Raw genomic sequence first — 18,304 nt, 5'->3', positions numbered from 1 at the left:
CGCCGAGGGCTTTATTACATTCAGTTCCCCTTCCGATACGAGCTCGGCGAGGCGCCGACATACTTGCGGAACTTGGCATTAAAATAATCAGGATTCATATAACCGACCTTCTCGGCGACCTCGTAGACCTTCATGCCCTGGGCGAGGAACTGCTTGGCTTTCTCAATCCGTACCTTATCCACGTAAGTGTTGAAGTATTCGCCCGTGGTGCTCTTGAACATTTTGCCGAGATAGGCACTGTTGTAATTGAAGAGCTCAGCTAGGGTCTCCAGCTTCAGGTTCTCGTTGTAGCGGCGCTGGATCAGCTCGGTGATCTGTTTGATCTCGTTGCCCCTTCCGCCGCTGTTCATCCTTCCTGCGATTCCAGTCAGGAAAGCGACCACCTGCTCCTGTAGATCTCCGAAGCAATAGCTGTGATACAGCTCCCCGATGGGTGGCGAATTCTCCGCTGCGTAAGTACGGATCTCCGGATAGGTCGGCTCCAGGCGCACAAGCACGGTGCTAAGGATGTGGACAAAAGTCTCCTTCACCCGCAGTTCATCCGCCCCCGCCACAGTCAGCTCGTCAATAATGACGCTTACGAGGGGCCTGATCATGGAAGTGCTTCCGGTTTCCACAGCCAGCAGAAGGCGGGTTTCGCCATTCTCGGCTCCGTCTTCCACTTCCCCGCTCTTCTCTTTATCTTCAATACTCCGGGAGAACGTTTCTGCACTAATCATCGTTTCATTATCCGCGAAAAAAGCCCGTTGCAGCAGCTCTCTCGCTGTAGTAAAGGATACAAAAGCCGCCTCCGGACGCGTCACTGCCCCTCCCGCCGCAACCCTGAAACGGAATCCTTCCCGCTCCATAATTCCCGCTAATTCGTTGTACAGCTCTTTCCGGTCCAGCTCGGTGAACAGCGGATTGTTCAATAAGATTCCCATATAAGGCGGCATGGTGAAAAAGAGCCCGTTCCCCTTATGAGCAAAATGACGCATGAGCGCTTCCTTCACATTCGTCAACTTATCATCCCCCGCAGCAGCTGATTCCCTGAGTGAAATAAGAACGACTTCATAATTGCCATTCTCCAGTCCAAGCGCCGCCACAAATTTGCCGGGATCATGCACTTCGTCTTGAGCCGTTGAGGGCTGCAGTAGCTCACGCAGCAGCATCTCCCGGTTACGGGCTGGCTCACCTTCGGTCCATTTGCTGAACTTGTCCTCCTGGGAGATCGTCTCCCGGAGCTGCTCCAGATACTGAATCATCTCGTCTTCGTCTACCGGTTTCAGCAAATAACCATCTACCCGATGGGAAATCGCCTGTTTCGCATAATCGAAATCGGCATGTCCGCTAAGAATCAGCACATGACTGGTAGAACCTTCACTTCGCAGCTCGCGGATTAACTCCAGTCCATCCATTCCCGGCATACGGATATCGACGACCAGAAGCTCCGGATAATAGGTATGATATTTCTCTAGGGCCTGTAAGCCATTAGCAGCGGTAGCTACAACGCTAAATCCTAGTTCCTCCCAAGGAATGATGCTACGCAGTCCTTCCCGGAGCTTCGGCTCGTCATCTGCAATCAGTACTTTGATCATAAGCCAATGTCCTCCATTGGAATGCGGAATGTAATAACGGTACCTTCGCCCTCTGGACTCTCAATGACCAGCCCGTATTCCTCCCCGTAGGAGAGCTTAAGCCGGTCGTGGACATTGCGGAGTCCGATACGGTCTCCCTCCTGTTCCTCCAGCGCCTCAAGCGTATTTCTTACACTCTCCAGTCTTTCGGAAGTAATGCCTACTCCGTTGTCCCGGATGGTGAAATGGGCGTGACCTGCAATTTTATGAATATCCACCGTGACGAACGCTCCTTCCATTTTATTATCGAGGCCATGAATGACCGCATTTTCAACGAGAGGCTGAATAATGAGCGGAGGCATATACAGCGGCTCTGTTGCCGGATCCACCGTGAACTGATACCGCAGCCGCTCCTCGTAGCGGAACTGCTGAATATCCAGATAGCAGCGGACCATCTCCAGCTCCTGCTTCAGTGGAATCTTGCTTTTGCCAACCTCAAGATTACCACGCATCATTTTGCCAAGCAGCCGCACAACCCGGGCAATTTCGGTCTGTCCATTCATATGAGCTTCCATCCGGATCGATTCCAGTGCGTTGAACAGGAAATGCGGGTTGATCTGGCTGGCCAGCATTTTGAAACGAATATCATTCTGTTTCTGCTCCAGTAGAATGTTCTGGGTATTGGATTTCTGCACTTCCTGCATCAGTTCATGAATGCTGCGCACCATGGAGTTGAACTGCCGGGCAAGAAGTCCGATTTCATCCTTCCCGTCAATCTTCAGTGTTGTATCGAAATCACCGGTCCCCACGCGGTTAATATGCTTGCTGAGCCGAAGCAGCCGCCGTGAGAACAAAGAAGAGAAGCCGAATACTAATAAAAAAGCCAATATGATACTAATGACAATAACCATCAATGCCAGGCGGATAACCTGATTCGGAACCTTCACGATGCTTTCGATAGAGAATACCGATATAATCCGCAGATTATTGCGGCTGGACTGGGGATTCAGCACATCAATGAGGATTTTGGAAGACTTCCCGTCTACTACGGCTTCGTAGCTGCCGCTCCCTTCACCTAGCACACGGGTATCAAACGAAATATCAGCAAGCTTTTTCCCCGCCCTGCCACTACGGTTCGCAGCAATAATGTTGTCCTGATCGTCCACAATCATGGTCTCAAAAGATTCCTGATTTAGGATAGAGCTAAGCTGGGTCGTGCTGGCGTTGATCACAAGCAGGCCCGTTTTGCTGGAGCCCTCCAGCTCTATTTTACGGACCAGACTAAGATATTTATGATGGTCGCGTTCATCCTCAATGTATTCCCAGCCTACCATGCTGTCGTATCTCTGACCTCGCTGGTACCACAAACTTCCCTTAATTTCATCGCTAGGGTTGATTAGCTCCCAGTTATTGAGCAGCGTCTTGTTGTCTGTATACAATCTTATATTGGATATTTCATTATATAATCGCAAATACTCTCGCATATCCGGATAATCCCGGTACGCCTCCACAACATCGTAAGTGCTCTCATAGTTGCGGACGGCAAGCTTCTTCAGCCTTGCATCATTGGACAGCCGGTAGGAAATATCCTGCGATACGCCGATGACCTCTTCCGTTCTCTTCTTCACCCGCTCCACATTGATGGAAGCTTGTTCAATCGCATTTTCAAAAGCCATCGACCGCATTTCCACCGTTAGATAACCACCTACAAGCAGGACTGGCAATAGAGTAACCAGTAAAAAAGCAAGAAGCAGCTTGTTGCGTATTTTGATATCATTTAACCGCGTAACCATCCAATGGAACATTTGCTTCCGCCTCCAAAACATTGTGTCCGCATACAATCTTTCGCGCTTCACAGCTCTTTATCTCTTTACAATACAGAAGATTCATGGATACTACAATCGGTTAAGTCTGGCTTCTTCCCTGTATCGCCGCTCAGGCAAACAGCCTTCCGCATATGCGAAAGGCCGTCTTTTCTGCACTGTTAGTGTTTGGGCAAAGTGGTGATAATTATTTGCGGTAGGCTGCCAGCTTGCTGTTGAGCCCGCGCGTTGCTCCATAAACCTCTTGATACAATGCGAACATTTCATTATATACCGAAGCCTGCTCCGGATCGGGAGTGTACCGTCCAGCCTGACGGATGAAGACTTCAGCACAGGCTCCAAGTGACGGGAACCAACCGCTGCCGTATGCGGCCAGCATGGCTGCGCCCATGGCCGGGCCTTGCTCGCTCTCCAGCTTCACAATGGTGGCATTAAAGATGTCCGCCTGCATCTGCAGCCAAGCTTCATTCTTCGCACCGCCGCCGATGGCAATAACTTCAGTAATCTCTTTACCCGAGCTGCGCACGATGTCAATGGATTCACGCAGCGAGAACGTAATGCCTTCCAGAACGGCACGGGCAAAATGGGACAACGTATGTCCGGAATCCATTCCGATAAAGCTGCCGCGAATATCCGCATCCGGATGCGGTGTGCGCTCTCCGGAAATGTACGGGGTGAACAGCAGCCCGCCGCTACCGGCTGGAATCGATTCGATATCACCAAGAAGCTCGTCGTATCCCATTTGTGAAGCAAAGGTTTCCTTGAACCAGGTCAAGCTGTGGCCTGCTGCAAGGGTAACCCCCATGATATAGTAAGCATCCTTCTCGCCATGATTGAAGAAATGGACTTTACCTTCCAGATTTAAATCCTTGTTGGTTTCATAGGACAACACGACGCCGGAAGTACCAATGCTGCACATCGTACGGCCTTCACCTAGAATACCAGCACCAAGTGCGCCACAGGCATTATCCGCGCCACCGGCATACACTTTTGTGGAAGTCAGCAAACCCGAAGCTTCTGCGATTTCCGGCAAAAGCGTACCTGTCTGTTCGAATGATTCAACCAGTTTCGGGCATAGTGACACCGGAAGGTTAAAGGCTTCCGCAATTTCATTGCTCCACTGCTTCGCGCCTACATCTAGCAGCAGCGTACCTGCTGCATCCGAATAATCCATCGCGTAATCGCCAGTCAGGCAGTAGCGTACATAATCTTTAGGCAACAGGAATTGATGAGCCTGCGACAGTACCTCTGGCTCGTTCTCCTGTACCCATAATATTTTCGGCAATGTGAATCCTTCAAGTGCGCGGTTTCTGGCAATCTCCAGCAGTTTCGCACCGAGTGTGCTTTCGATTCTGCGGCACTGGGCTGTCGTACGGGTATCATTCCAGAGAATTGCCGGACGCAGCACTTTGCCTTCCGCATCCACCAGAACCAGGCCGTGCATCTGACCGGAGAAGCTGATGCCGTCAATGCTTGCAGCATCCACGCCGGTCTTCTCCATCAAGCGGCTAAGACTGGTCAGCGTACCTTTCGTCCAGTCCTCCGGATTCTGTTCGCTCCAGCCCGGCTCCGGTCTGCTCAGCGGATAAGACTCTGAGTGCTCGCCAACTACGTTGCCGCTTTGATCCACCAGCACCGACTTTACAGCGCTGGTTCCAAGATCTATCCCGATTACATATTTCATGGTCATATCTCCCTTTGTTGTTCGGTGAGTACCGTAACTACGGTGAGTTTTGGACTTTCGGCCGTTGTTGTCTCCGGATTTCCTGATTGATACCGCTCTTCGCGGTAGAAATCCGGAGACAAAGACGGACGCTCTCGCTCCTACAGTTCCAAATCTCCCCTTCGTTACTTTCACCTCATAGCGTTCTATTAGTAAAAAAACGGGGGCTGCCGAAGAATGCTATCTTCAGCAACCCCCGTTGCGATTTGCTCTCTCTGCAAGCAGAGAATTGCCTAATATGAAACCATTGATGAAACTTTTGAATGCAAACCTTCTATAGAAGTTCTGCGAGCTGTGTATGAATCCCAGCTACTATACAGCCTGGATACCTACTGCAGCCCAATCCCTGCTACTACTCAGCCAAGATGTATTGGTTCAAGGTTGCTTTCAGCAGTTCTTGACGGCCGGATTGGTTCGGACGCGGGTTCTCGTTATTCAGTGCATACTCGGCAAGGGAAGCCAGAGTTGCTTTGCCGGATACGATGTCGGCACCAACGCCTTCGGTGAAGCTGCTGTAGCGTTTGTCGATGAAGTTTTCGAAGACGCGGTCTTCAATCAGCTTAGCTGCTACTTTCAGGCCTTTAGCATAAGTGTCCATGCCAGCGATGTGTGCCAGGAACAAATCATCCGGCTCGAAGGACGGACGGCGTACTTTGGCGTCGAAGTTGATACCGCCGCGGCCCAGACCGCCGTTCATCAGCACTTCATACAGTGTCAATGTGGCATCATAAATGTTAACTGGGAATTCATCTGTATCCCAGCCCAGAAGCGGATCACCTTGGTTCGCATCGAGCGATCCCAGCATGCCGTTGATACGGGCAACACGCAGTTCGTGTTCGAAGGTGTGGCCTGCAAGTGTCGCATGGTTCGCTTCAAGGTTCAGCTTGAAGTGCTTATCGAGGCCGTATTTTTGCAGGAATGAAATTGTTGTTGCTGAATCGAAATCATATTGATGTTTAGTAGGTTCTTTCGGTTTAGGCTCGATCAGGAATTGTCCGTCAAAGCCGATTTCCTTCGCATAGTCCACAGCCATGGAGAACAGGCGGGCAATGTTGTCTAGTTCAAGACCCAGGTCGGTGTTAAGAAGTGTTTCATAACCTTCGCGTCCGCCCCAGAATACATAGTTCTCTGCTCCGAGCAATTTACCAACTTCCAGACCTTTTTTCACTTGTGCTGCTGCATGAGCGAATACGTCTGCGTTGCAAGTGGAGCCTGCACCGTGCATGTAGCGCGGGTTGGTGAACATGTTCGCTGTGTTCCACAGCAGCTTCTTACCGGATGTCTTCATGCCTTGTCCGATCAGGTCAACGATGGTGTCGATATTCTTGTAGAATTCACGCAGGTTGTCGCCTTCAGGTGCGATATCGATATCGTGGAAGCAGAAGAACGGCAGGTTCATTTTTTCCAGGAATTCAAAAGCTGCCTCTACGCGTGCCTTCGCTTTGTCGAGCCCATTCAGATGATTCCAGCTGCGAACTGCAGTTTCAGCGCCGAACGGGTCGGAACCGCCCGCTGTAAGTGTATGCCAATAGGCCATTGCAAAACGAAGATGCTCCTCCATGGTTTTGCCGGCTACGATTTCTTCAGGGTTGTAGAATTTAAATGCCAAGGGATTAGTTGAGCGGCTGCCCTCATAAGAGATTTTGCCCACTGTATCAAAATATGCCATTTGAATATCCTCCTCATATTTGTGCTTGCCCGCAAGCGTTTACAGGATCATAGTAACACATCACGAAGACTTTGTATATTGGTTAAACAAAGTTTTTTTCTTTATGATTCCCTGCGGTAATATTCCCCCTTTCCAGTATAAAGATGAGCGGCAGCAGAAATTCCTGTGATCATTCCCTGTTGCATTTTGCAGAACATGGCACTAGACTAAGTGGCGTACAAGCGATGCGAACGTTTATGCCAAAGGAAGTGTTATCCGTGAAAGTTACCGGTGACCAGGCGCTGGTCAAAAAAATAAATAAGTCTATTGTTCTACATATGATCCGCAGAGCCTCCCCCCTCTCCCGTGCGAAGGTATCCGAATTAACCGGACTGAATAAAGCAACCGTTTCCAATCTGGTAGCCGAGCTGTGCCAACAGGAACTGGTGACTGAGGTCGGTATCGGTGAATCCAGCGGTGGGCGCAAGCCGGTCATGCTCCATTTCAACACGATGGCGGGTACAGTTATCGGTATGGAGCTTCGTGTGAAGCAGCTCACCGCCATTCTGTGTGATCTGGGAGGCAACCGGCTGGAGGAAAGTGATGTAATCCTTGAGCGCCATGACCTTCCTTATGTTCTTGAGGAGATGGGGCGGATGATTAACGGCCTGATTGCACTGGCCCCGGCTACACCTTATGGCCTGGTGGGCATTGGAGTTGGAGTCCCGGGGATGGTCGATGAGAACGGTGTGGTGTTATTTGCACCCAACTTAGGCTGGGAAATGGTCGATCTCCGGGGACATCTCGAGTCTGCCTTCGCCGTTCCTGTAACCATTGACAATGAAGCCAATGCCGGAGCCCAAGGAGAGTTGAATTTTGGAGCGGCGCGGGATGTACGGCATTTGCTGTATGTCAGTGCCGGGTCAGGGATTGGGTCAGGCATCATCATCGGCGGAGAACTCTATAAAGGTGCACGGGGATATGCCGGAGAGACCGGTCATATGACGATCGATGCGGACGGGAGACCTTGCAGCTGCGGCAGCCGCGGGTGCTGGGAACTGTATGCTTCGGAGAAAACCTACGACTATCCGGAGGTGCAGCTGCCTGCGGCCACAACTCCGGAGTTGGTCCGTTTAGCCGCTCAAGGACAGGCAGATGTCTTGCATCACTATGCTACTATGGGGGAATCTCTGGGGATCGGGGTTACGAATCTGATCAACAGCTTTAATCCGGAGGTCATCGTGATCGGGGGGGCCTTAACGGAAGCCGGGCAATATCTGGGCGATTCTCTGCGCAAGGTCGTCTCCGAACGTACTCTGCCCTATCACAAGCAGCAGCTGGAAATCACTTTTTCTACTTTGGGAAGTCAGGGAACTGTAATTGGCGCGGCTTTCTCGGCGGTCATACATTTTCTCGGGCATACCCGGGTTACTTTGTAAAAAAGGAACAAGCCTCTTCGTTGTTTCAGAAAATTGACGTAAATTCGCCCTATTTAGGGACTGTAAAAATGCAGATAAAAAGCTTTCGATCCTATATAATGAAGGGTATACCGGTGTGACATTTATCACCATCAACCTTTCTGAAATGGAGCGAGAGTCCATGACCTATGTTGATACGTCCGATATTTCGGCGCAAATGTTCATCACTGTGCTGCTGTTTCTGCTTATTATCGCTCCCTTGATCAGCCTGGGAATTTTGCGCCTGTTTCAATCCAGAAAGAAATCGGGTTTTACACTTATTGGCTCTGGTATTGGTGTCTATCTGCTTTTTCAAGTTCTTGTGTCTGTCTTTCAGTCATAAATAATATGCCAAAAAGCCGCCACTTTACGCTCCCTATCGGGAACTAAAGTGGCGGCTTTTATATATCCGGGCAGACGTATTATTTACGCCGGAGCCAGCGCTTTGTTGAACTGGGTCTTGTTCATGCCTACGATTTTGTAATCGCCGATTACGGTGATGGGCACCGCTCTCATGCCCATATCCCAAACTTCTTGGGCATAATCATCATTTTGCTCAATGTTGCGTTCCTCGAAGGAAACTCCCTGCTCGGTCAGGAAGCTCTTCACCTGACGGCAATGCGGACAATTGGTGGACGTATACACAATTACATTTTCCATAGTTGAATTCCTCCTAAAAGTTTTGTGGGACGGAGCAAGCTTACAGGATGACTGCGCTGTGCTCCAGACTTTCGATATATTTCTCGGCATCGATAGCTGCCATACAGCCGCTGCCTGCCGCCGTAATCGCCTGTTTGTAACGGGTATCCTGAACGTCACCGCAAGCGAATACGCCTGGGATGTTGGTCTCTGAAGTACCGGGATTCGTCACGATGTAGCCGTTCGCGTCGGTTGTAATCTGTCCGCCAAGGAATGCCGTATTCGGATGGTGTCCAATAGCCACGAATACACCGCTGGCTTCGATTAATTCCTCTTGCCCGGTTTCGTTGTTCAGTACCTTAAGACCGTTAACGATACCGTTCTCACCAGCCGTAACTTCAAGTGGAGTACGGTTTAGTGCCCAAGATACTTTAGCGTTATCGCGGACGCGATCCTGCATAATCTTGGAGGCGCGCAGCTCACCGCGGCGGTGAACCAGCGTTACTTTGGATGCAAAACGTGTCAGGAAGCCTGCTTCTTCAAGCGCTGAATCTCCCCCGCCCACAACAATAATTTCTTTCCCGCGGAAAAAGAACCCGTCGCAGGTTGCGCAGGTGCTGACACCGCGTCCGATATTGTCCTGTTCTCCGGGAATTCCGAGATATTTAGCTGTTGCTCCTGTGGACAGAATTAGTGTGTCCGTCGTCAGTTCACCCATTCCCTCCAAGTTCAGCTTGAACGGACGCTCGCTGAGATCGACGCTGTTCACCCATCCTGTGCGGAATTCTGCACCAAAGCGTTCTGCTTGCTTACGCATATTATCCATCAGATCCGGGCCCATAATTCCTTCGGCGAAGCCGGGGAAGTTCTCAACCTCAGTCGTTGTCGTCAATTGTCCACCCGGCTGGGGACCTTCAATAACGAGCGGATTCAGATTGGCACGGGCCAAATAAATAGCGGCAGTCAACCCGGCGGGTCCGGTGCCTATAACAATTGATTTATACATGATTATATCCTCCTTGGGCTGGGCAGCAGCATCTACTTTTTTCCTTGATTAAAATTATTACAATGTAGTACTTATTATGATAACTGCAGCCGAATATGTCAATATGCCAGACTCCTCCAGCCCAAACTATTTTGTGAACAATTTAATTTTAAGAATGGTATCGTCAGCGCAGCAGTCTAAGTCCGTTCAGTATGACCAGAATTGTGCTTCCTTCATGGCCCACAACCCCAAAAGGCAAAGCGATACCCTGCAGGAAATTGCTCAGAATCAATACCGAAATGACGCTGATCGCAAAAATCATATTTTGCTTCACGATTCTTTGCGTCCGGCGGGCCAGGGAAATTGTGGCGGCAATCTCTTCAATATTATCATTCATCAGCACCACATCGGCGATCTCCAGCGCAGCACCGCTGCCTTTCATCCCCATGCCCATACCTACCGTTGCCGTTGCCAGCGCAGGCGCGTCATTCACACCATCCCCGACCATAACCACATGCCCGTAGGTTTCACGCATCGCTTTGACATACCGCACTTTATCCTCAGGCAGCAAATCCGCATACACCAAATCCACACCTGTCTTACGGGCAATTACCGCTGCCGTTGCAGAACGGTCACCTGTCAGCATCGCCACTTTGATTCCCAGCTCCTGCAGCTTCCGGACAGCAGTTTCCGCATGAGGACGAACGGTATCCTGAAGGGCAATCATGCCTGCAATACTATTCTCCTGCAAAATCAAAGAGACGGTCTTTCCTTCCTCTTCCAACTGCCGGCGTTGCGCTTTCCAGTATTCCAGAACCGCCTCCGGCTCCCGAAGATCCTCCGAATCAAGAACATCAGACTTACCTACACGCCACTCCTGTCCGTCAATCCGTCCTTCAATCCCCCAGCCGGTCAGTGATTTCGATTCCTGCACACCGCGCAGCACGAGGAATTCCTCTTCAGCCTTGCGTACAATGGCCTCAGCCAGCGGATGACGCGACATATTTTCCAGCGAAGCACAAATCGTTAGCAATTCATCCCGGTCATATCCCTCACCAACGATGAAATCCGTAACCTGTGGTGCTCCCTCTGTCAGTGTGCCGGTTTTATCAAAAGCAACAACAGAAGTCCGTGCCATATTTTCGAGATGGATGCCGCCTTTGAACAGAATCCCGCGGCGTGCGCTTTTGGAAATCGCGGACAGCATAGCGGGCATAATGGACGAGACCAAGGCGCAAGGAGAAGCTACCACTAGAAAGACCATCGCTTTATAAAAGGTCGCGCTCCAGCTCCAATCAAGAAGAAACGGCGGCAGCAGCACCAGCAGCAAGGTTGTTCCGACGACAATCCGGGCATAAATAGCCTCAAGACGTTTGATAAAACGCTGGGAATCCGGCACTTCCGTCTCTGCTGCCTCCACCATTTTGACAATCTTGGCGAACAGCGTATTCTCCGCCGACTTGGTTACTTCAATATAAAGGGGTCCTTCCCCGTTGATTGTACCCGCGAATACCTCATGACCTGCGGATTTATCCACTGGAACGGATTCCCCTGTAATGGATGCCTGGTCGACTGATGATTCACCTCGGTACACTTTGCCATCCGCCGGAATCAGTTCACCTGGACGCACCAGCAATAAATCGCCAATAGCCAGCATATCAATCGCGACTTCATTCATCGCACCTTTCTCAATACGCAGCGCCGTTGCTGGTTTAAGTGCCATTAGTGAGGAGATATCTTTTTTACTGCGCTCCATGGTGTAGCTCTCCAAGGCTCCGCTCAGGGCAAAAATAAAGATCAGCATCGCCCCCTCATTCCAATAGCCAATGGATGCAGCTCCAAGCGCCGCGGCAATCATCAAGAGATTCACGTCAAGATCCCGTTCCTTGATTAGCGTCTCTATGCCATCCCTCGCCTTGATCCAGCCGCCAATCGTATAAGATATTACGTACAGGAGAATCGATAAAATCTCCGACCATCCTCCTACTGCCCAAGCGATCAGCATTAACACACCGCTGCCAAGGGCTGCCTGCATTTCGGAATTGCTGAGTATCGACTTCAGATCAAATTTACGGCGGTTGGGGAGCTGCGGCTGCTTCGCACTTTTAGCGAATGCCGTACTTTGGGGCATTTGTTTGGATGTTGCTTGCATAAAAATCACCTTCCTAAAATGTATTGGATGAAGTTTGGTTGAGATCTGAATGAGACCCAATTGAGAATGAGAGCCATTATTATGTCCCTGAAAATGACACATGCTGCCCCGGCTTAGCCGGGACAGCATGAACAATGGGCATTATATAATTTTGTGTTATTGAGAATGATAATCATTGTTTCTATAGTGCAAATATATTTCCTTAGTGCAACTTATATTTATACTATACCACCTTTAGACCAAAAGTAAACCAGAGGCAAGCTGATATATTTTCACATTTGAAACTTCTTCACCATTTCACTGAGATTCTCAGCAAGGACAGCCTGATTCTGAGTAGCCTTCGTTATTTCTTGAATGGCCAAGACCGATTCACTTACACTGGAGAGTATTGAATCAGAGCTGATCACTGCTTCCTCGGCTGTCACAGACACGTTTTTAATTGCATTTTTAATTTCACTAATGGTTAGATTAACCAGGTTCATGGAGTCCCCAATATCCAAAGAAATTTTATTGAATTCGATGGCATCCTCACCATACTGCCTGCCTGTATTTACAGATAATTCGTAATCCGGTTTAACTTTATTGTCGATAAAGCCTAGAACGTCCTGGGCGTTACTGGATAGATTATTGAAGGCATGCTGCACCCGGCCTGTAACTTCCTGAATGCTCTTGACCGAAACCGATGACTTTTCAGCTAATTTCCTAACCTCATCCGCTACCACCGCAAAACCTCTTCCATGTTCTCCTGCTCTTGCCGCTTCAATAGCTGCATTCAAGGCGAGCAGATTGGTCTGACTGGCAATATTCTCTATTTCTGCAGCCATAATCTTCACTTCATTCACTACCTTGCCTTCTTCGATGGCTTTTAATATACTTGCCTGCTTTTCCATATACAGTTTATTTGCCGTATCCGAGCTGATTTCAGCATTATTTCTCACTTGTTTTGCATTGGCTTCGATGGTTTTGGCAATCTCATTTCCTCGTTGTGCTCTTTCCGTAACGCCCGCTACATTCTCCGCGATATCTTCAGTGGTTGCATTCACTTGCTCTGTAGTCGCATTTAGTTGCACTGCGCCAAGAGATACCTGTTTCACTGCATCATCAACAATTACCATTTTCGCCGAGATTTCTTCGGTTGTGGCGTAGAGTTCTTCACTGGTGGAGCTAATATCCGTGGCGCTATCCGATATGTGTCCAATCAATTCTTTAAAACTCTCAATTGCCTTGTTTAAAGCTTTGGCTAAACCGCCTATCTCATCATGCGAATCCATGTTCACCGTTTGGGTAAGATCATTGTTTCCCAGCGCTTCAGCCACGGCTAGAATCTTCTTAATTTGGCCTGAGGTAGTAAGAGATATCAAAAGTCCTAAAGCAATAGCTACCATTAATCCCAGCGCAGTAATTACTATGATCTGTGTGAAAGCCTTATTATACGATGCATCACTGGATTCATGATCCGCTTTAGCCATGTCGGACGCAAGCTTAATCTCTTTATCCAGTACACTAATCATCGCGAGCCTGCTTGTCAGAAAATCAGGAAACAGCTCATTCGCCTTAACATAATCACCTGCATCGACGTACTTAATTATTTCCAGTCTAGTCGCACGATTCTCCACAAGAAGTTTTTCGAATTCGGCAAATTGCTTTCTGTCTAATTCAGTAATAATCGTCGGTTTATATCTTTCCACGAGTTGATCGACGATGCGCTTGGTTGCTGCCATATGGTTTTTATTGGCCTGAACTTCAGATTTATGAGTAGGATCTATCGTTAGCAGCATATCTGCTTTAATCTCAGCTAAGCTCAATTTGATATTCACTATACTGTCTATCCCGATCAAATCGATATTATAAATATTCTCCATATTGTTATTTATCTGTTTCATATTATAGATGCCTACCACTCCAACAATACCGATAAACAATGAAACGACCATAAAAGCTGACAACAATTTTTGAATCATTTTCAAATTATTAAACCATCTCATAGATTTCCACTCCCCATGTATTCTTGATCTTCCAATGTTGTTGACAGCTATGAAGTCTTGCGAGTAGTGAAGGCACGATTAACTGCACCGTTTGATTCTAAGCGGATCCAATTCTACTCTCGTCTGCCGGCACCGCTTTGAATTCCCTGCTTTCTGAGCTTATACTAATCCGTATTTCTAACTGAATTATGATTGAATTATGTATAAAAAATAAAAAGCCCAGACATATCCATGTCTAGGCTATCCGATATGAGAACTAGAAAACGCACAGTACAATGATATTTCTAACTGATGCTGGAATCCACCGATTCATGCCGCGCCATCCAGGTCAGGCAGGCCGCTCTCAGCAAAGCCTCCGTCCGCTGACTGGCTGTGCAAAAGATTCCGCTGAAGCCGATCAGGTACAGATCGGCTAAAGCCGGTGCCGCCGTAGGCCCGGCGGCGAGCACCACCGCCGCTGGCTTGACGCGCCGCACGGCGGCCAGGATCTCTTCCGCCGCCAGGGCGAAGCCCTCCGCGGCGGTCTCCCCCGGCGCGGCCTCGTCCGCCGCGCCGTCCAGCACAAGGAAATCGGCGATACGCGCGATTTCCCCGGCGGCTTGCCCGGCATCCGGGGCGATTAGCGCCCCGATGCGGCAGGCCGCCGCAAAGGCGTGGCCGAGAGTCTGCTCGGCCACGTTCTCGATGAATTCGCGCTGCGCCGCGAATTCGGCTCCGCTGGCGGGATATGCCGCCAGCAGATCAAGGCGGCTGTCGCCGCCCTTCATATGCCGCTCGCTTATCGCGGCGAACAAGGCTTCAAGCTGGGCGTCCTGCAGTGCTGCCAGCCGGGATGGCTGCACGGCAAGCTCTTCGGGCCGCAGAAGTGAAACAACCACCCAGCCGCCATCCGGTGATTCCAGCAGCTCAGCAGCAGAGGCACGCAGGAAATGATAGATTCGCTGCAGGCAACGGTCTGCCTCCAGCCCCCCCTCACTGGCAAGCCAGGTATGATAAAGCGCAGCAATCTCCGGTCTCATCAGCCATTCCTCACCCCGGACAAAGCAGGGCCCTACAACTGCTGTACCCCCGCCCGGTGAAACCGCATGCCGGTCATCCTGACCTTCGCGCAACACCAAAAAGGCCGGCAGCCGTTCAGTACGGCTGAAATAGCTCCGGTTCAGCCGTCCCGCCTGTTCAGCGGTGCTATACTTCAATGGGCGTTCTTCATTATTTCGAATACCATCCTGCTGATGTTCACCCTTCATTGCTCTGCACCCACCCTTTTCAGCTTTGGATTGTCACCCGGCTGCAGTTACTCGTAATTTAAGCCGGCTTCAAAGTATGCTTCACTTATAAATACTGGAAGCAGGCTGGATTTATGCAAGCGTTCTCCAAACTGTTCCATTTCACCAGAACCTTGTCCCGGACAGGTTCCATAACGAATAAAAAAGCGGGCTGCACCTTTTCAAGTGCGAAACCCGCTTTTTGTGCAATTTATAGTTTGCTCATAGCTATTTAGCAACCCGCCAATAGTTCAAGGATTAGGCTTGGCTGGCTGCGATCGCCTGCTCCAGATCATACAGGATATCATCAATAAACTCAGTCCCGATGGATAGACGGATCAGCTCCGGTGTTACTCCTGCGGAAACCTGTTCATCCTCTGTAAGCTGCTGGTGAGTTGTGCTGGCCGGATGGATAATTAACGATTTGGAATCTCCGACATTAGCCAGATGGGAGAACAGCTTCACGCTTTCAATCAGTTTGCGGCCTGCTGCACTTCCCCCTTTGATCCCGAAGGTGAGAATAGCACCTTGGCCTTTCGGCAGATACTTCTGGGCAAGATCATATGAAGGGTGGCTCGGAAGGCCGGAATAGCTAACCCATTCCACATCTTCATGGGCTTCCAGATACTGAGCAACCTTCAGCGCGTTCTGGCTGTGGCGCTCCAGGCGCAGATGCAGCGTTTCGAGTCCTTGCAGCAGCAGCCAGGAATTGAACGGGGCGATGGATGCGCCAAGATCACGCAGCAGTTGCACCCGGGCTTTAATAATGTATGCAATCGGTCCTACGGCTTCCGTGTATACGACTCCGTGATAACTTGGGTCTGGCTCGGTCAAACCGGGGAACTTGCCGCTCGCCTTCCAGTCAAAATTACCGCCGTCTACAATAACTCCGCCGATGGAAGTCCCATGACCCCCGATAAATTTGGTTGCAGAGTGTACTACGATATCGGCTCCAAACTCAATCGGACGCAGTAAATAGGGGCTTGGGAACGTATTGTCTACAATTAACGGGATACCATGTTCATGTGCAATAGCTGCTACAGCCTCGATATCCAGTACATTGCCCTGAGGGTTGCCGATGGTTTCGGCATACAGTGCTTTAGTCTTGTCCGTGATCGCGCTCCGGAAATTCTCCGGGTTATCGGAGTCTACAAAATGAACCTTGATGCCAAGCTTCGGCAGGGTCGTAGAGAATAAATTGTAGGTTCCGCCATACAAACTGGCTGAAGATACAATCTCATCGCCTGCCCCTGCAATATTTAGAATAGAAAAGGAAATAGCTGCCGAGCCGGAAGCTGTCGCAAGTGCACCTGCCCCTCCTTCAAGTGCAGCCAGCCGCTGTTCGAATACATCTGTTGTCGGATTCATCAGCCGGGTATAGATGTTCCCGAATTCCTTTAAGGCGAACAGATTAGCGGCATGCTCCGTATCACGGAAACCGTAAGAGGTGGTCTGATAGAGCGGTACTGCACGTGACAAGGTGGTAGGATCAATCTCCTGGCCCGCATGAACGGCCAAAGTTTCAAAGGACAGCTTGCGATCTTCTGGCATAAGTATTTCCTCCCTTATAATTGAAATATAAAGACTGGACCTTCCGGCATTTGGAATAATGCGTTCCGAATTGAACCTATTCTCTCACAAAGAATGTCATTTGAAAAGACTAATTCTCATTATTCCGGTGAGTTTAATCAATAAAGATTGAAATACCCTTACTCTATAAAAAAAACGGCAGAGATCCAAGGATCATCTGCCGCTGTTCTTTCCTTTAGTATCCGGACTCGTTCCGTTCGCCTTTAGCGATGGATACGCCGCCGCTTGTTCCAATACGGGTTGCTCCTGCACCTACCATAACCAGGGCATCTTCCGCACTGCGGACGCCGCCGGAAGCTTTAACCCCGATGTCCGGGCCAACGGTGGCACGCATCAGAGCGATATCTTCCTTGGTCGCTCCACCTGTGGAGAACCCTGTTGAAGTCTTAACAAAATCGGCTCCGGCTTCTACTGAAAGCTTGCAGGCCCGTACTTTCTCTTCGTCGGTAAGCAGACAGGTTTCAATAATGACCTTGGTCAGCGCTTTGCCGCGGGCTGCATCGACGACTGCGGCGATATCGCGCCGTACGAGCTCGTTGTCGCCGTCCTTTAATGCGCCAATATTAATAACCATGTCCACTTCGCCCGCACCATTTGCGATGGCATTCGCAGTTTCGAACGCTTTGGTCTCCGGTGTTGAAGCCCCCAGCGGGAACCCGATAACGGTACATACTTTAACTTCCGGAGTATCTTTAAGCACTTCATGGGCTACAGCTACCCATGCCGGATTAACGCAAACCGAGGCGAATTTATACTGCTTGGCCTCTTCCGCCAGTTTAATGATATCTTCTTTTCGTGCATCCGCTTTTAACAGCGTATGATCAACAATTCGGGATAGCGTATTTTCGCTCATATGGTGTATTCCTCCATGATTTTGGATAGTGCAGATTCCCGCACTCAGTAATCATACCAATTGTAAGCAGCTTTGCAAAGTCAGTGCCGTTCTCCATAGAGATCCTTCATACACTTCCCAAAAATACAGCAAATTCACGAAATCCGTAATTTTTTAAAAAATAGGATTAATATGACAAAATACTCTGTTTAAATTGGCAAATACAGGTATAATGAGTGTCGTGTCTTTCGACATTTTTCTTGTTTTCTTTTCATTTTCAAAAACTTAGGAGGGGATCTTACGCAAATGGGAAATTTTAGTTTCGCACCAAACGCAGCAGACCGGAAGTTTAATGTCATGGTTGAGGGCAGTATGTCCCAAGAGGACGCCGGCCGTTTTATTCAACAGTACAACGAACATGTAAGCAAATTTGACGCCACCCAATATGAAATTGTTTTGGATTGCACAGGCCTTAACGTCTCTTCACCTGATGTACTGCCTATGCTTGAAGCTTGCTATGTAATGTACAAAGAATCCGGCTTCAAAAAAGTCGTGTTCACCATCGCTAAAAACCCTGTACTCAAGATGCAATTGGGACGGGTTGCCCGCTCTACCAAGCTTGAAAACTACGAAATTTTAGAAGTATAAG

14 protein-coding genes are annotated in these 18,304 nt (G+C 49.5%); 3 read left to right on the top strand and 11 right to left on the bottom strand.

Annotated features, from left to right (window positions below; genetic code table 11):
- Nucleotides 1–20 precede the first annotated feature (20 nt).
- The 4 genes from ACAN55_RS09525 to xylA form a co-directional block, all read right to left on the bottom strand.
- Complete coding sequence (locus ACAN55_RS09525; protein WP_379131284.1) at nucleotides 21–1,577, bottom strand: response regulator; 1,557 nt, start codon at nucleotides 1,575–1,577, stop codon at nucleotides 21–23.
- Complete coding sequence (locus ACAN55_RS09520) at nucleotides 1,574–3,361, bottom strand: sensor histidine kinase (RefSeq protein ID WP_379131282.1); 1,788 nt, start codon at nucleotides 3,359–3,361, stop codon at nucleotides 1,574–1,576. Before ACAN55_RS09520 ends, ACAN55_RS09525 begins: the two co-directional genes overlap by 4 nt.
- Before the next feature lie 205 nt (nucleotides 3,362–3,566).
- Nucleotides 3,567–5,063 carry a xylulokinase gene (gene xylB, locus ACAN55_RS09515; RefSeq protein ID WP_379131280.1) on the bottom strand — a complete coding sequence of 499 codons (1,497 nt, stop codon included), beginning with the start codon at nucleotides 5,061–5,063 and terminating at the stop codon, nucleotides 3,567–3,569.
- 391 nt (nucleotides 5,064–5,454) lie between these two features.
- Complete coding sequence (xylA, locus tag ACAN55_RS09510) at nucleotides 5,455–6,771, bottom strand: xylose isomerase (RefSeq protein ID WP_379131278.1); 1,317 nt, start codon at nucleotides 6,769–6,771, stop codon at nucleotides 5,455–5,457.
- Between the two features lie 257 nt (nucleotides 6,772–7,028).
- Between xylA and ACAN55_RS09505 the strand changes: the two genes are divergently transcribed.
- Both ACAN55_RS09505 and ACAN55_RS09500 read left to right on the top strand, forming a co-directional pair.
- A complete protein-coding gene (locus ACAN55_RS09505; RefSeq protein ID WP_379131452.1) occupies nucleotides 7,029–8,189 on the top strand; it encodes an ROK family protein in 1,161 nt (386 codons plus the stop codon).
- Between the two features lie 160 nt (nucleotides 8,190–8,349).
- Complete coding sequence (locus ACAN55_RS09500; protein WP_379131275.1) at nucleotides 8,350–8,550, top strand: hypothetical protein; 201 nt, start codon at nucleotides 8,350–8,352, stop codon at nucleotides 8,548–8,550.
- An 83-nt stretch (nucleotides 8,551–8,633) separates the two neighbouring features.
- On the opposite strand, the gene ACAN55_RS09495 is transcribed toward ACAN55_RS09500, so the two are convergent.
- The 7 genes from ACAN55_RS09495 to deoC form a co-directional block, all read right to left on the bottom strand.
- A complete protein-coding gene (locus tag ACAN55_RS09495; RefSeq protein ID WP_379131273.1) occupies nucleotides 8,634–8,867 on the bottom strand; it encodes a glutaredoxin family protein in 234 nt (77 codons plus the stop codon).
- 40 nt (nucleotides 8,868–8,907) lie between these two features.
- Nucleotides 8,908–9,852 (bottom strand): thioredoxin-disulfide reductase, encoded by a 945-nt coding sequence (gene trxB / locus ACAN55_RS09490; RefSeq protein WP_379131270.1) that lies wholly within the window; start codon nucleotides 9,850–9,852, stop codon nucleotides 8,908–8,910.
- 163 nt (nucleotides 9,853–10,015) lie between these two features.
- Entirely contained in the window at nucleotides 10,016–11,983 is a 1,968-nt protein-coding gene (locus tag ACAN55_RS09485; protein WP_379131267.1) for a heavy metal translocating P-type ATPase, read from the bottom strand.
- Between the two features lie 272 nt (nucleotides 11,984–12,255).
- The gene (locus ACAN55_RS09480; RefSeq protein WP_379131265.1) at nucleotides 12,256–13,968 is read right to left on the bottom strand and encodes a methyl-accepting chemotaxis protein; all 1,713 of its coding nucleotides are present in this window, start codon (nucleotides 13,966–13,968) and stop codon (nucleotides 12,256–12,258) included.
- A 284-nt stretch (nucleotides 13,969–14,252) separates the two neighbouring features.
- Nucleotides 14,253–15,215 (bottom strand): hypothetical protein, encoded by a 963-nt coding sequence (locus tag ACAN55_RS09475; protein ID WP_379131262.1) that lies wholly within the window; start codon nucleotides 15,213–15,215, stop codon nucleotides 14,253–14,255.
- 276 nt (nucleotides 15,216–15,491) lie between these two features.
- The gene (locus tag ACAN55_RS09470; protein ID WP_379131260.1) at nucleotides 15,492–16,784 is read right to left on the bottom strand and encodes a homocysteine synthase; all 1,293 of its coding nucleotides are present in this window, start codon (nucleotides 16,782–16,784) and stop codon (nucleotides 15,492–15,494) included.
- Between the two features lie 214 nt (nucleotides 16,785–16,998).
- Nucleotides 16,999–17,676: a deoxyribose-phosphate aldolase gene (deoC, locus tag ACAN55_RS09465; RefSeq protein ID WP_379131257.1), complete on the bottom strand. Its 678-nt coding sequence runs from the start codon at nucleotides 17,674–17,676 to the stop codon at nucleotides 16,999–17,001.
- A 285-nt stretch (nucleotides 17,677–17,961) separates the two neighbouring features.
- Here deoC and ACAN55_RS09460 point away from each other — a divergent pair, with 285 nt between their 5' ends.
- Nucleotides 17,962–18,303 carry a hypothetical protein gene (locus ACAN55_RS09460; protein ID WP_379131254.1) on the top strand — a complete coding sequence of 114 codons (342 nt, stop codon included), beginning with the start codon at nucleotides 17,962–17,964 and terminating at the stop codon, nucleotides 18,301–18,303.
- Nucleotide 18,304: the final 1 nt, after the last annotated feature.

The organism is Paenibacillus oryziterrae (genome assembly GCF_042610485.1).
In the GTDB taxonomy this organism is placed as follows: Bacteria; Bacillota; Bacilli; order Paenibacillales; family Paenibacillaceae; genus Paenibacillus_AQ.
Note: the sequence above shows the minus strand (reverse complement) of the source record. Positions and strands in the feature narration are given on the sequence as shown.

Coding starts and splice junctions, on each gene's coding strand:
- ACAN55_RS09525 (WP_379131284.1), bottom strand. CDS start 1,577: ATGATCAAAGTACTGATTGCAGATGACGAGCCGAAGCTCCGGGAAGGA.
- ACAN55_RS09520 (WP_379131282.1), bottom strand. CDS start 3,361: ATGTTCCATTGGATGGTTACGCGGTTAAATGATATCAAAATACGCAAC.
- xylB (WP_379131280.1), bottom strand. CDS start 5,063: ATGAAATATGTAATCGGGATAGATCTTGGAACCAGCGCTGTAAAGTCG.
- xylA (WP_379131278.1), bottom strand. CDS start 6,771: ATGGCATATTTTGATACAGTGGGCAAAATCTCTTATGAGGGCAGCCGC.
- ACAN55_RS09500 (WP_379131275.1), top strand. CDS start 8,350: ATGACCTATGTTGATACGTCCGATATTTCGGCGCAAATGTTCATCACT.
- ACAN55_RS09495 (WP_379131273.1), bottom strand. CDS start 8,867: ATGGAAAATGTAATTGTGTATACGTCCACCAATTGTCCGCATTGCCGT.
- trxB (WP_379131270.1), bottom strand. CDS start 9,852: ATGTATAAATCAATTGTTATAGGCACCGGACCCGCCGGGTTGACTGCC.
- ACAN55_RS09485 (WP_379131267.1), bottom strand. CDS start 11,983: ATGCAAGCAACATCCAAACAAATGCCCCAAAGTACGGCATTCGCTAAA.
- ACAN55_RS09480 (WP_379131265.1), bottom strand. CDS start 13,968: ATGAGATGGTTTAATAATTTGAAAATGATTCAAAAATTGTTGTCAGCT.
- ACAN55_RS09475 (WP_379131262.1), bottom strand. CDS start 15,215: ATGAAGGGTGAACATCAGCAGGATGGTATTCGAAATAATGAAGAACGC.
- ACAN55_RS09470 (WP_379131260.1), bottom strand. CDS start 16,784: ATGCCAGAAGATCGCAAGCTGTCCTTTGAAACTTTGGCCGTTCATGCG.
- deoC (WP_379131257.1), bottom strand. CDS start 17,676: ATGAGCGAAAATACGCTATCCCGAATTGTTGATCATACGCTGTTAAAA.
- ACAN55_RS09460 (WP_379131254.1), top strand. CDS start 17,962: ATGGGAAATTTTAGTTTCGCACCAAACGCAGCAGACCGGAAGTTTAAT.